This window comes from Companilactobacillus farciminis KCTC 3681 = DSM 20184, assembly GCF_002706745.1.
GTDB classification, from domain to species: Bacteria; Bacillota; Bacilli; order Lactobacillales; family Lactobacillaceae; genus Companilactobacillus; species Companilactobacillus farciminis.
Map to the genome: position 1 here is coordinate 1,823,627 of NZ_CP017702.1, position 12,913 is coordinate 1,836,539.

The 12,913-nt window shown below is 35.9% G+C and carries 14 protein-coding genes, 1 pseudogene and 1 other annotated feature; of the genes and pseudogenes, 2 read left to right on the plus strand and 13 right to left on the minus strand.

The features are described from left to right. Positions 1-67: 67 nt before the first annotated feature. From lpdD to LF20184_RS08910, 6 genes and pseudogenes are all read right to left on the minus strand, one after another. Positions 68-475, minus strand: a complete 408-nt coding sequence (gene lpdD, locus LF20184_RS08890; RefSeq protein ID WP_010020358.1) for a prenylated flavin chaperone LpdD — start codon at positions 473-475, stop codon at positions 68-70. Then, positions 475-1,047, minus strand: a complete 573-nt coding sequence (locus tag LF20184_RS12865) for a UbiX family flavin prenyltransferase (RefSeq protein ID WP_169308711.1) — start codon at positions 1,045-1,047, stop codon at positions 475-477. Before LF20184_RS12865 ends, lpdD begins: the two co-directional genes overlap by 1 nt. Positions 1,048-1,065: 18 nt before the next feature. Continuing rightward, positions 1,066-2,535, minus strand: a pseudogene (locus tag LF20184_RS08895) (UbiD family decarboxylase); the annotation flags it as partial. A 136-nt stretch (positions 2,536-2,671) separates the two neighbouring features. Continuing rightward, a complete protein-coding gene (locus tag LF20184_RS08900) occupies positions 2,672-2,959 on the minus strand; it encodes a LasU family protein (protein ID WP_010020360.1) in 288 nt (95 codons plus the stop codon). Further along, positions 2,937-5,288, minus strand: coding sequence for a UvrD-helicase domain-containing protein (locus LF20184_RS08905; protein WP_050783084.1), 2,352 nt, complete (start codon positions 5,286-5,288; stop codon positions 2,937-2,939). The genes LF20184_RS08900 and LF20184_RS08905 overlap by 23 nt, the downstream gene beginning before the upstream one ends. Next, positions 5,278-6,168 (minus strand): LysR family transcriptional regulator, encoded by an 891-nt coding sequence (locus LF20184_RS08910; protein ID WP_010020364.1) that lies wholly within the window; start codon positions 6,166-6,168, stop codon positions 5,278-5,280. The genes LF20184_RS08905 and LF20184_RS08910 overlap by 11 nt, the downstream gene beginning before the upstream one ends. A 114-nt stretch (positions 6,169-6,282) precedes the next feature. Here LF20184_RS08910 and LF20184_RS08915 point away from each other — a divergent pair, with 114 nt between their 5' ends. Together LF20184_RS08915 and LF20184_RS08920 are read left to right on the plus strand one after the other, a co-directional pair. Continuing rightward, positions 6,283-7,011 carry a DUF554 domain-containing protein gene (locus LF20184_RS08915; RefSeq protein ID WP_010020366.1) on the plus strand — a complete coding sequence of 243 codons (729 nt, stop codon included), beginning with the start codon at positions 6,283-6,285 and terminating at the stop codon, positions 7,009-7,011. An 86-nt stretch (positions 7,012-7,097) separates the two neighbouring features. Next, the gene (locus LF20184_RS08920; RefSeq protein ID WP_056945201.1) at positions 7,098-7,889 is read left to right on the plus strand and encodes a Cof-type HAD-IIB family hydrolase; all 792 of its coding nucleotides are present in this window, start codon (positions 7,098-7,100) and stop codon (positions 7,887-7,889) included. Positions 7,890-8,306: 417 nt separating this feature from the next. On the opposite strand, the gene LF20184_RS08930 is transcribed toward LF20184_RS08920, so the two are convergent. From LF20184_RS08930 to LF20184_RS08960, 7 genes are all read right to left on the minus strand, one after another. Continuing rightward, the gene (locus LF20184_RS08930; RefSeq protein ID WP_010020369.1) at positions 8,307-8,495 is read right to left on the minus strand and encodes a PspC domain-containing protein; all 189 of its coding nucleotides are present in this window, start codon (positions 8,493-8,495) and stop codon (positions 8,307-8,309) included. An 18-nt stretch (positions 8,496-8,513) separates the two neighbouring features. After that, complete coding sequence (locus LF20184_RS08935) at positions 8,514-8,699, minus strand: PspC domain-containing protein (RefSeq protein ID WP_010020370.1); 186 nt, start codon at positions 8,697-8,699, stop codon at positions 8,514-8,516. A gap of 68 nt (positions 8,700-8,767) precedes the next feature. Beyond that, on the minus strand, positions 8,768-9,187 hold the full coding sequence (locus LF20184_RS08940) for a hypothetical protein (RefSeq protein WP_010020371.1): 420 nt from the start codon (positions 9,185-9,187) through the stop codon (positions 8,768-8,770). 75 nt (positions 9,188-9,262) lie between these two features. Next, positions 9,263-10,081, minus strand: a complete 819-nt coding sequence (locus LF20184_RS08945; RefSeq protein ID WP_010020372.1) for a helix-turn-helix domain-containing protein — start codon at positions 10,079-10,081, stop codon at positions 9,263-9,265. Between the two features lie 101 nt (positions 10,082-10,182). Beyond that, a complete protein-coding gene (locus LF20184_RS08950) occupies positions 10,183-11,013 on the minus strand; it encodes a MetQ/NlpA family ABC transporter substrate-binding protein (RefSeq protein WP_010020373.1) in 831 nt (276 codons plus the stop codon). Between the two features lie 86 nt (positions 11,014-11,099). Beyond that, a complete protein-coding gene (locus LF20184_RS08955) occupies positions 11,100-11,930 on the minus strand; it encodes a MetQ/NlpA family ABC transporter substrate-binding protein (RefSeq protein ID WP_010020376.1) in 831 nt (276 codons plus the stop codon). A 53-nt stretch (positions 11,931-11,983) separates the two neighbouring features. Then, positions 11,984-12,223 (minus strand) — a binding site (T-box leader). Then, complete coding sequence (locus tag LF20184_RS08960) at positions 12,222-12,911, minus strand: methionine ABC transporter permease (RefSeq protein ID WP_010020377.1); 690 nt, start codon at positions 12,909-12,911, stop codon at positions 12,222-12,224. Its footprint overlaps the feature before it by 2 nt. Between the last annotated feature and the right edge of the window lie 2 nt (positions 12,912-12,913).

Genomic DNA, 12,913 nt, shown 5'->3' on the forward strand with positions numbered 1-12,913 from the left:
CCCTAACATTTTTACACCCCCAACAAAAAAGACTTAGAAAATCAGTTATGATCTTCTAAGTCTTTTTCTATTGCGGATTTTCTGAATCGGAATAATAAATTGGTTCTGGAGCATCAAAATCAGTTTCTTGTAACCAATTTTTCAAATCTTCTCCGAGTTTTTTTGCCATTTGAGATGAAACGGCAATTTGCTTTCTAGAAATGTGATTAACGTGAACACCAGCCGTAATCGTACAGCTACCTGGTAAATCCGACTGAATTATTTTAGCAACTCGAACGGCTAAAACGTCGTCTTTATGAAATCTACCATCATGGCTCGGATAACGAATCGTTTGAATATCAGTCTTCTTCGTCAAAGTAGTCACTGTTCCAATGTGAGGTGTATCGCCGCCAGTTATCGTTACGAACAAGTCTTTACCAATTACAAAAACTTCCAAATTCATCGTGTAATTTTCTTGTGTGACTGAAAACTTCATTAAATTCCCTCCCAACGACCGTCAGAATCGTTTTCGATTCCTAAAGCATCTAATTCCTTCATTGTTTGATGATCAACTAAATCTTGAATGGTTTGGGGATGGTTATAAAAAGCTGGAATAGGGGGAATCATTTGCACGCCCATCTTAGATAATTTAGTCATATTTTCCAAATGGATCGTATTCAACGGCGTTTCTCTGGGAACAATAATCAATTTACGCTGTTCTTTTAACGTAACGTCAGCAGCACGAGAGATTAAATTATCACCGATACCAACAGCAATACTAGCAACGGTCTTCATACTTGCGGGTACGATTACCATCCCATCAGTCAAAAATGAACCACTGGCAATGGTTGCACCTAAGTCGCTGTCGCTATAAAAATAATCTGCCAACTGCTTAATATCTGCTAGAGACATGTCAGTTTCTAGCTGCAAATTCTTTTTAGCCCAAGCACTCATAACGACATGCGTCTCCACATTTTCAATCTGACTTAGTTTCTTCATCAAATCAATTGCATAAATCGTTCCTGAAGCACCGGTAATTCCGATGACAATTTTTCTCTTACGTGCCATTTCAACACTTCCCCAATCTAAATATTTCTGCCAGTCTTTCACTTCTTTAAACGAAGCTCTGATGAATTGGTCTTTCATGTCAAATGGAACTGTTCCATCGATGATAGTCTTGGAACTCATCCCACGAAAACGAATCGACTTAGGATCATATTCTGGCCTTTCTGAAGGATCAAGTGGATGATTACGCATTCCCGGTAGAACCATGATATCTTTGTCCCCTTGGAAACGGGTATTCATTGTCCAAACAACGTCGTTCATGTCAAAAATATCAACATCTTCATCTACTAAAAAGACGGTCTTTAATTCTTTGAAAGCTGACAAAGCTAAAATAGCGGCTTGTCTTTGAATACCTTCGTCTGCTTCGTTATCCTTGTGGATTTGCATGATAGTCATCAACTTACCACCACCTGCTGGAGGATTGTAAACATTAACGACTTTTCCTGGAATTGCTTTATCAACTAATTCGAGGATACTTGCTTCAGTCGGAATACCGGCCATTGAAACGTGTTCTTCACTAGGACCAATCGTTGTTTGCATAATTGGATTGTCTTTTCTGTGAGTAATAGCTTTGACTTTGACCACATTAACGGCTGGATTAGCATCACCATTGTAACCGGGAAATTCTGGCATAGCTTTACCAGTATTAGTATTGATATCTTCTTGCATTGTTTGATTTGGCATGATTTCGGCCTCAACGACGTATTCAGCACGAGCAATCGCTTTTTCATCAACTGAAGTAGCGTTGACCAATTGCACAGCTTGATTACGCAAAGCACCGGCAATGTTCAATTCATCATAGCCAAGTGGTGTTGTAGGTGGCTCAAAAGTTGCACCAATAGTAATCGCAGGGTCCAAACCAATATTAATTGTAATTGGCATTGGTTTGTCTAATTTCTCAAATTGTTTTTGGAAATGACCAATGTGACGACCACCGGGCATGATATACATTCCAATAGTATCTTTATCTTCCAAAACCATGCGGTGAATTGTCACGTCTGTCATAGTTTTGTCCGGATCTGAACCTAGCACTAGACCCATTGTGATATAAGGACCAGCATCATATTCAGTATTAGTTGGAGCTGGCAAAATCTTTCTAATATCAAAATCCTTATCAGTTGCCTTGTGAACTACCTCTTGAACTGGAGCTTTGTCAGAATCCACCATTTCTGGAGCTACAGGATGTTCGACTGAATCTTTCAACAAACGTCCTAGAGTCTTGTAATCATGGTGCAAAATCATTCCGTCACGTTTACGACTGGCCATTGCACCAATCAAAACACGTGTATTCGGAAATCCTTTCACATTGTTGAACATCATCGCAGGTCCTTCTTGTGTTGGACGCTTAACTGTTCCACCGGCACCGATATAACGGTAAACTCCTGATAATTCAGCATCAGGATCGACTTCAACATCAGTTTCATGATATTGACCAGGTTGTTGTTTGAGTTCTTCAATAACTCTTCTTAAATCATATGGTTGTTTTGACATACAATTGCCTCCTCTTTTTCTTAACATGATAATTATAGGTTCTGGATATTGGAGGAACAATTCAAGTTGACACAGTATGTATTCCATAATGGAATGCATTGAAAAATAAAAAAAGCCTAATGACGATTTCTCATCACTAAGCTTGTCCCATCGAGCCAATCGCAACTACTAATGCAATCACCCAAATTATTATCATATATCCGTAAAAAAGTTTATCTCGCAACGGAACTGGTCGAACATTCCGAAATGAATTGGCGATGGCTTCAATAAACACCGCTATTGGAATATAAGCACTCAACCCAGTTATTCCGATAACGAACAAATTGACCCAACTTCCACCGACAGCCTTCAGATATAGACTGTAAATAAAAATCGCAATTAAAACAAAACTAGGCACTACCTCAATTGTGCGACGTATTTTCATTTTTTACCCCATTCACTTTTTTCTTTTTCTTTGGCAAATTTAATTCAAACAACAACGGATTGGAATCTGGTGCTATCCTCATACACAACTCCTCTTGTGCTCGAGTAACTCCAACATACAACAACCGTCTTTCTTCTTCAATGAATTCTGAGTAGTTTTTAACTTCTTGATAAAAATTGTGAAACATGATTGTTTCTTTCTTTTTATTCAATGTTGCTTTCAAATTGATTGGATTAAAGGCGTTATTCTTCCAAAAGTCTTGGTAATCATCAATTCTCGTTGCCCCCAGAGCCGTCCCCAAATATTCATAACTCTTGTTATAAACTAGACTCCATTTTTTCGTAAATTGTTCAAAAGTCATATTTGGTGGGAACCATTCATTGATCGATAGTCCTGGTTTTTCAACTTCTTTGTTCGTCAAACCATACAAATAAACATACTTGAACTCTAGTCCTTTAGCTTGGTGCAAAGATAAGAATTGAATGTGATGTTCTTGCTTGTTCCGTTCCACCTGACTAGATAAAATTGACTTTTTTTGTTCCTCATCAAAGAAGAAGTCGTCGATATTGCTATATGTTTCTAATTCTTCTTCCAGATAATTCTTAATTTCATTGACTTCAGATTTGGCCATGAATTTCTTTTGAATCATGTAATCAAAGTATTTGTCAGTTAACTTGATAGCCGCTTGTAACAAGTCCTTGATCAAAGCCTTAGCGATTTTTTCTTGGCTTTCTTGATTGTCGGCCTGTTCCATTCTCTTCTTGAAACGCTTGATACTGTTGAAATAAATTTGAACTTTTTCATCGGTTCTCTTCAAAGGCGTATTGAATTCAGCGTTGTAACTCTCTGCCGCTAACAAGTACTTACTTAATTTACGAAATTTATCATCAGCACGAGCTTCAACTTTTTGGGTATGATTCTTGTACTTACTGAAGCCGATTCGATTCGACTGTTCAGAAAAATACTTGTACTCATCTTTCCACAAAGCTTTCATCAATTCAGTAATAATTCGATAAATTAAATTATTCTGCAAAATGGCACTAGCATTGTTAATATCAGCGTAAATTTCTTTATTAGCTAACCAATCAGCCAGCAACATTCGTGAAGAATTATAGCGAACTAAAATGGCAATGTCTTCGTTATCAATATCAGGATCATTGATTTGTTTGACCAAATGTTTGAGCATCTTGGACTTGCGACTGAAACCAGACTTCTTGCTACTATAAAGTACAAAATTACCGACACCGGTTTTTCCTGAGAGCAAATCTTTATCTAAACGAACGTGATTTTCTTTAATCAAAGGAATAACTTTTTGGAGAATCTTCTCGCCAGTTCGATAATTAGTTGAAAGATTTTTCTTCTGAGCGTTAGGCAATAATTTCTTATAGTTCAAAATAAATTTTGGATTACTGCCACGAAAGGCATAAATACTTTGGTCATCATCTCCAATAACGATCAGATGTTCCATTGTTTCGGGGCTGAGCAATTTCGAAATAATTTTCCACTGTAAGTTGTCGATATCTTGGAACTCATCAATCACAGCAATCTTATAACGTGACATGATGCGTTGATAAAACTGTAAGTAATTAGGATCTTCCATACTTTTCAACAGCAACATCTTCATATCATTAAAATCGATATAGCCGTTTTGGCGTTTCAACTCGCGATATTTTGCCATTACATCAACGTAATCAGAATAAAAGTTTTCATCATGACTTTGTCTAGAAAATCCCGCCATCTTCTCAATAGCTGCCGTCAATGAAACATCAGCTTCTCGAGGTAAAATCCCGTCACTAGTTAAATCTTGATTGATCAAGTACTCATTAAGATTAAACATTTGTTCCAACATTTCTGACTTTGTAATCATCGTGCTGGGATGTTTGATCGTATCGCCCAAATCCCTAGTGAACAAACGATAACTCGTTAAAACCCGTGCTTGTTGATATTCCTGATTTTGACGTAATAATTGATAAAACAAGGCATGAAAAGTAGTGAAATTGGGATGACCGTCTGCCAATTCCAGTCCTGTTTCACTCAATTCGTTTACAAATTTATTGTACCGATCACCCATATCGACCCGTGATTTATGAGAAAAAGTAATTCCTAAAATTTCATCAGGGTCGGCGTTACCTTTAGCAATAGCAATCAAAGCCATTAAAATAAAAATCGTTGTTTTACCAGCTCCAGCACAAGCATTAACTAGTAACGGCTTAGTAAAATCATTTTCCAAAATAGCAATTTGTTCATTGGAGAACTTCATATTAAGACCTGATTCCATCAGGTCGATTATTTCTTTCGTTGATAAATCTTGAATATCCTTATCCCCCAATATCTTTCAGGTGCATTTTGACATATTTCCAAAACATATTATTAGCACTAGAATGTTGACCTTTTTTTCTGACAAAGCACAGTTTATTAGCAATGTTTGTCGTTAAGGGCACGATTGAAAATTCTTTACTATCAAAATTCTGTGCTGTTTTTTTCATCATTAAAGAAATACCCATATTATTTTGAACCATCTGCATGATCAAATCAACACGCGTACCTTGATAGCTAATATCAGGTTTAAAACCAGCCATTTGACACAATTTAATAACGAGGTCATAAAGATTCGTCGACGGCCCCAATATTAAAAAACGTTCTTTCTTTAACTTTTTTAAGTCTAAAATTTCTTCATTAGCAAAAGGATGATTCTTCGGTAAGACAGCCACGAAATCGTCATCTTCCATTTCAATATATTCCAAATCAGAATCATCGAAATCAAACATTCGGGCAAAAATAATCTCACAAACACCAGATTTTAAAGAGTTTACTAAGTTATAGCTCTCTTCTTCTTTGAGCTGCATGTGAACTTCAGGATGTTGCTGCAAAAATTTCGTGATCAAATTAAAACTGACATAACTAGGCATTGTCGGAATAGTGTGCATTTCAATTGTTAAATTCTTAGCATCTTGAAAATCAGCCAATTTAATCGTCATTTCACTATATTTAGCGAGGATTTCTTTGGCATAAGGTAAGACAATTTCAGCTTGTTGAGTCAACTCAATTTTACGATGAGCACGTTTAAATAGTGACACATCTAATTCTTTTTCCAGTGCTAAAATCTGCTTGGAAATATTTCCCTGCGTAGTGAACAAGTTATTAGCCGTGTCAGTATAATTTAACGTTTTGGATAAATCTACAAAAATCTGTAGCTTGTGCAAATCCATTCCCAACACCTCCTATTCCATTTTAGAATACTATATCATAGTTTTTGAATTGTTTATTCAGTCCACCAATCTTAAAGTTTTATTTAGTTACTTTTTGAAAGGGGTATTACGATTATGCCAACTGGCGTTATTATTAATGCGGCTTCTGTTTTATTCGGTGGCCTACTTGGTGGCTTCTTGGGTGATAAATTTAGTGAACAATTCAAAAAAGACATCACGTTGATTTTTGGTGTTTGTTCCATGGGTATGGGAATTTATTCTATCGCACCAATGAAATATATGCCTGCTGTTATTTTTGCCTTAGTTATTGGTACTGGTATCGGTCTTTGGATGCACTTGGGTAAGTGGATTGACAAGGGTGCAATGGAAATGCAAAAACCAATTTCTAAATTTTTTCCAAACAACAACTCTGACATGTCACAAGAAGAATTTATCAACACTTTAGTAACAGTTATCGTACTTTTCTGTGCTAGTGGTACTGGTATTTACGGAAGTTTGGACAACGGTATGACTGGTGACACAACTATCTTGATTTCTAAGTCAGTACTCGACTTCTTCACAGCAGCAATCTTTGCTTGTAACTTAGGATATGTTGTTTCTATCATTGCTATACCACAATTTATTTTGTTCTATATTTTATTCTTACTCGCAAGATTTATTTTCCCACTGACAAATCCAAATATGATTTTAGACTTTAAAGCCTGCGGTGGTTTCTTGATGCTGGCAACTGGCTTTAGAATGGTCAAATTAAAGATGTTCCCAATAGCTGACATGATTCCAGCAATGGTCATCATTATGCCATTAAGTTGGATCTGGGCTAACTGGTTTTTACCACTACTCTAATACTTACAACCGATTACATAAGTCGGTTGTTTTTTTATTGCGGTCGTGTATCATTTTTACTGACGAGACAAATAGGAGGAAATAATTTGGCTGAAATAAAAGTAGTCGCAACTGACATCGATGATACTCTATTCGATGACGACAAGAATTATGATGTAAAGCGTTTGAATGATTATATCGATAAGCTTCATCAAAAGAATATTTTATTTACTGTAGCAAGTGGCAATAACTACGATCATTTAAGAAGAATCTTTGAAAAGACTCCTGACATTGATTTATTCATTGCCGAAAATGGTGCTCAAATAGTCGAAGCAGGAAAAACTATCTTCGAACATCCCATGCCAAAAACTTTAGTTCACGACATGATTAAATCTTTAAACAGTGAATTAGACTTAAAATCACTATCAATTTCTGGTAAAAAAGCTACTTACGCTGAAAGTAAGAAAGATTTGCCACTCTATCACATGAAAAATCTCAAAATTGTTCCCGATTTATTCCAAGTTGACGATACCTTTTTCAAATTCAATATCCAATTGCAACACGACGATTTAACTCAAGCTATCGAATTTCTAAATAAACATTATGGAAATGACGTTTACGCAGCCGTCAGTGGCTTTGGCAGTATCGATATCATGCGTAGCAACATTGACAAAGGTATTGCTTTGAATCGTTTGAGTAGATTAAAAGGTATTCCGCTAACTGAAATCATGGCGTTTGGCGACAACCTCAACGATTTAGAAATGATCCAAGAAGTTGGCCTTGGCGTTGCTATGAAAAATGCCAAACCAGAAGTATTGCAAGCATCCGACTTAGTCACGGAAACTGACAATAACCACGATGGTGTTCTCAATACCTTGCAAACATATTTTAAGTTGTAACAAAAAAACTCGTTAGACATTCAGGTTCTTTCTTACGTTAATTAGTCTTAAAATGCCATCTGAGCATTACAAAACCATCACTAACGATTAGATAACGTTTCTTATCATTATTCAAGGTCAAAAATAGCCTCTATTTGGAGAATACACTCCCAATAGAGGCTTTTGATTTGTTGATATTAAAAATAGAACCACTATAAAGTCTGGAATAGCGAAGAAAATTGGCTCAAATGTGAAATTTCTCTTGGCAATTTATTGCCTAGTGAAAGGTCGAGCTTGAAGACTTTGCCCGGTTTTGGTCTTAGCAAAGGCTCCAAGTCGTGCCCACATTGTTCCAGCCAAATTTTCTTTGCTATGGAAGACGGAATACTTCCACTAACCAAGGTTAAGAAAGAACTACTATCATCTAACAAGCTTTTTTTATTCTGGCTTTTCCATGATTAACAACAAAATTAAGTAAACGATGATGCCTGGGAAAACTGGTGTCAATGATAAGGCTACATATAATATTCGACCAACAGCTGGATTCCAATCGTACTTCTCACAAAAACCAGCAATGACGCCACCCAATACTTGATTGTCTTTAGATCTTTTAACTGAAATATGCATTATTTTCACCTCAACGAATTAATCCGGATTTTCCATCAACATCCAGAGAACTAAATAACCGATAATACCTGGGAATGGTGTCAAACTGACAATTACCCATAAAACTCTAGCAATCGTTGGATTCCAGTGAAAATGTTCTGATAATCCACCAATTACCCCTGCAAAAACTTTGTCACTATATGAACGCTTAATTGGAATATGCATGCTTGCTTCCCCCTTTATCTTTACTTAATATATTAATCTATTCCCTTAAATAATTACATTTATAATACTTACAATTGACTTACAAATTTGTCACATAGTTTACTTAACGCTTGTAAGTTATGATTGAAGGCATTTTTAGCAATTGGCCGTAATAGTACCAAAGGTAAATGCCCATCATCGACTACAAATAACGTCTCGGTAATTACCGTTTGTTGAGTCTTGACGGATAATTCAAAAATAAGTTTATACTCAAGTTCTCCCCCGTGACTGTGCAAAATAATTTTTCCATTTTCTTTGATCACAGAAATAATCTCATCATTGACTAGTGCCACTTGATTGCGATGAACCGAGAAAGTATTAGTATCAATTTGCGTGACACTACTGATAGCTGGATTCCAAGCCATAATCTGTCCAATATTTAACAAAACTAACTCCACTTCATTTTTAGTGGCACCTGTGATAGTGCTGTTAGTAAAATATTTTTTCATAAATTTACTCCTCTTAATTTGATGAGTTTATTCTATGAAAAAATAATCTTAATAAATAATCAGTATTCTGATATTTTAGAAGTCTTGAAAAATTTGTTCATTGTACAATTCGCTAAATAAATCCTTCCGGCGGTGGGCTTCAAGACGTTCATCATCATCGTGGGCTTCCTGAGCCAGTCGAGCCATCAAGAAATAGCAATTAGCTAACATGTAATGAGAATTGTGTTTGGCAATGAAGGTAATTCCATCTACCAAATAAGCGGTTGAGTTTTGATAATCATTCAGTTTGAAATAAATCAGCGAGGCCAAGTAATATAAAATATTTTGATTTTCATCATAACTGTAATCATCCCAATTACGAAAAGCCAAATCGATATTATCCACAGCTGCTGTACGTTTATTCTTCAATGAATAAATATAACCCATTGCTAAATATGCCAAGCGTGAAATTGTATCCAGGTGTAAATGATTAATTTCTGTCAACGACAACTTAAATGATCTTACTGCCTCATCGACTGCATTAGTCTGCAACTGAGCCACACCTAAATAATAGTAATAAGCTTGCATTTGCTTAGCAGTTTGTAAATTATCCAATACTTCAGGTTTGTGTAAAAATTCAAGCATTTGTTGATACTGATGTTGGTTGCAGAGTTCATCAATAGTTTCGTTAAAGTCAGCCTTATCACTAATAGCAAAGTTAGTAGCTAAACTAATTTCTCCTAAATCGACTCCCAGGCGGTTAGCCAAATTAATCAATAAATTTGCATTTGGTACATAGACATCATTTTCGATTGCTGACAACATTGATTGTGCACAAATTCCGTCAGCTAATTCTTTTTGAGTTAAGCCTTTTTCTTTTCGTAACTCTTTTAAGACACTCCCTAAATTTTTCATGTTATCCCTGATTTCTCTCTTGTATACTACCTTTATTCTAAAGGAAAATCGGAATAAAAACACAAAAAAAGGAACTGCTTTCAAAAACAGTTCCTTTTTGCCTATTGTAAAATTTTATAAGTCCAAGCTGGACTCTCATAACCATGGAATTCTTTAGTGATTAAATCACCAACTTCTTTAGTATGGTATGCCTTCACAATCTTCTTGAAGGTAGGGTTGTTTTTATCCTTAGCGTTTGCAGAAAGAATATTGACATAAGGCTTAGATTTAGCAGTGATTTTTTCGCGATAAACAGCATTCTTTGGATTTAATTTAGCATCACTAGCAACTCCACTATTGACACAGGCGGCCGTCACATCATCTAATGACTTAGCAGTCTGTCCAGCATCAAGTGATGAAATCTTTACTTTTACATTATACTTTTTAATATCATGTAAATTAGGAATCTTACTATCATCCAACTCGATTATTCCAGCACTTTGTAACAACTGTAAGGCTCGACCTTCATTAGTAACATCATTTGGTATTGCGATTTGATCACCTTTTTTTAGTTGACTCAATTTAGTGATTTTCTTAGAAAAGAGTGACATTGGTGCAATTACCGTCGTACCTAAGGCAACAATATTAGTATGATGCTTTTTATTCCAATCAGCTTGGAAAGTATACGTCTGAAAATCATTCATATCGATTTCGCCATCAGCCAGAGCCTTGTTTGGTTGACTGTAATCAGAAAATTGAACGATTTTAATATTGATTCCTTCCTTTTTAACTATCTGAGCTACTTTTTCCAATTCCGGATCATTAGCTCCACAGATTCCAACCTTAACGGTTTTTTCGTTACTTGACTGATTGCCCCCACAACCAGCTAAAATGAACAAACTAAGTGTGGTAATGAATATTAACAATATTCCCTTAATTCGGTTCTTTAGCATGATTTTCCTCCTCAAATTTGAAAAGGCATCCCCCTTGCTTAATAGAAATGCCTTCTTATGGCAAAACAATTAAAGCAAAAACTATTCTATTGTAAAACTTTGTAATTCCATGCTGCTGTTTCATAACCGTTATAATCCTTTTGGATCTCTTTAGCAATATCTTCAGTTTGATATGCTTCAACAATCTTCTTGTAAGTCTTATTATTCTTATCTTTAGCGTTAGCGGAAATAATATTGACATAAGGTTTTGATTTAGCAGTGATCTTTTCACGATAAATTGCTTTCTTAGGATTCAACTTAGCATCACTAGCAACACCACTGTTAACAACTGAGGCTGTGACATCATCGAGTGACTTAGCAGTTTGAGCAGCATCAAGGGCTGAAATCTTCAAATTCAATTTATTTTCCGTGATATCTTTCAAATTAGGAATTTTGCTGTTATCCAATTTAATCAAGCCAGCACTTTCCAATAGTTGTAAAGCACGTCCTTCATTAGTGGCATCGTTTGGAACGGCAATCTTAGATTCTTCTTTGATTTGGTTCACGTTTGTTACTTTCTTAGAAAATAGTGCCATTGGTGCGATAACCGTTGAACCGATTGAAACAATATTGCTGTGGTGTTTTTTGTTCCAATCATTTTGGAAGGTCACTGTTTGAAAGGCATTCAAATCAATTTCACCTTGCTGTAAAGCGGTATTAGGTTGATTGTAATCGGAAAATTCAACGATTTTGATATTGATTCCTTCTTTTTTAACCTTTTTGGCAACGGCATTTAATACTCGATTGTCGGAACCAGTAACACCAATCTTAACTGTCTTTTCATTATTACTTGAAGCTTGTGAATTTCCACAAGCAGCTAATAGAAACAAACTAAATGTAGCAACAACTAACAAAAATAATCCCTTAAGTTTTTTCATAGATATCTCTCCTTCTCAACTAAAAAAGCGCTTCTATCAAAGGTCATCCCTCAGATAGAAACGCTTATTTGGCGTGGTACCATTCTATTTCAAAAGTAAATTCACACTTACTTTTCTCAACAACATGTATTGCACATGTCAGTGTTTTAATGGGTACTAGCCATCATTCCTTGATTATTCAGGAATGCCAATCACGAGTCATTTTTCATCTATCAATTTGATCTCTTCACAGCTACCGAGACTTTCTGGGCAAATTATGGTAAATAGACTACTTTTTCGTTCACTTTGTTATTAATGTTCTAATTTACGTACCGCGAAATCACCAATTCCTTGAATTACGAAGACAAGGACTAGGATGAATAACATAGATACGATGGTAACATCATTTTCAAATCGTTGATAACCAACGGAAATGGCCATGTTACCTAGACCACCACCACCAACGGCACCGGCCATGGCAGTCAAACCAATCAAACTGATAATTGTTAGAGTACCAGAACGAATAAGCTCTGGAAGTCCTTCACGTAAATAAACTCGGAAGATGATCTTCATTGGTGATAAACCGATTGCTTCAGCGGCTTCGATAACACCAGGGTCAACTTCGACTAAAGCTAATTGTACTTGTCTGGCAAAGAATGGTGCAGTACCTACAACTAACGGAACTAAAGCTCCAGTAGGTCCAATTGTTTGTCCAACAATCAACTTAGTAAATGGTCCAATAACAGCTAGTAAGATAATGAAAGGAATTGATCTGAATAGATTGACTAGTTTATCTAAGCAAGTATAGAAAGCCTTGTGTGGCGTAATACCATCTTCTGCTGTAACAACTAGTAAAATTCCTAAGATAATTCCGATGATTCCAGCAAATAAGGCACTGACAAAAGTCATATATAATGTTTGCCAAATTGCGACTACGAAACCATTGTCACCTTCCCAATTGGCGACGACGTTTGGTAAAAATTTATTAACTAAATCTGCCATGA

Coding starts and splice junctions, on each gene's coding strand:
- LF20184_RS08950 (WP_010020373.1), bottom strand. CDS start 11,013: ATGCTAAAGAACCGAATTAAGGGAATATTGTTAATATTCATTACCACA.
- lpdD (WP_010020358.1), bottom strand. CDS start 475: ATGAAGTTTTCAGTCACACAAGAAAATTACACGATGAATTTGGAAGTT.
- LF20184_RS08930 (WP_010020369.1), bottom strand. CDS start 8,495: ATGCATATTTCAGTTAAAAGATCTAAAGACAATCAAGTATTGGGTGGC.
- LF20184_RS08940 (WP_010020371.1), bottom strand. CDS start 9,187: ATGAAAAAATATTTTACTAACAGCACTATCACAGGTGCCACTAAAAAT.
- LF20184_RS08935 (WP_010020370.1), bottom strand. CDS start 8,699: ATGCATATTCCAATTAAGCGTTCATATAGTGACAAAGTTTTTGCAGGG.
- LF20184_RS08915 (WP_010020366.1), top strand. CDS start 6,283: ATGCCAACTGGCGTTATTATTAATGCGGCTTCTGTTTTATTCGGTGGC.
- LF20184_RS08900 (WP_010020360.1), bottom strand. CDS start 2,959: ATGAAAATACGTCGCACAATTGAGGTAGTGCCTAGTTTTGTTTTAATT.
- LF20184_RS08910 (WP_010020364.1), bottom strand. CDS start 6,168: ATGGATTTGCACAAGCTACAGATTTTTGTAGATTTATCCAAAACGTTA.
- LF20184_RS08955 (WP_010020376.1), bottom strand. CDS start 11,930: ATGAAAAAACTTAAGGGATTATTTTTGTTAGTTGTTGCTACATTTAGT.
- LF20184_RS12865 (WP_169308711.1), bottom strand. CDS start 1,047: ATGGCACGTAAGAGAAAAATTGTCATCGGAATTACCGGTGCTTCAGGA.
- LF20184_RS08945 (WP_010020372.1), bottom strand. CDS start 10,081: ATGAAAAATTTAGGGAGTGTCTTAAAAGAGTTACGAAAAGAAAAAGGC.
- LF20184_RS08960 (WP_010020377.1), bottom strand. CDS start 12,911: ATGGCAGATTTAGTTAATAAATTTTTACCAAACGTCGTCGCCAATTGG.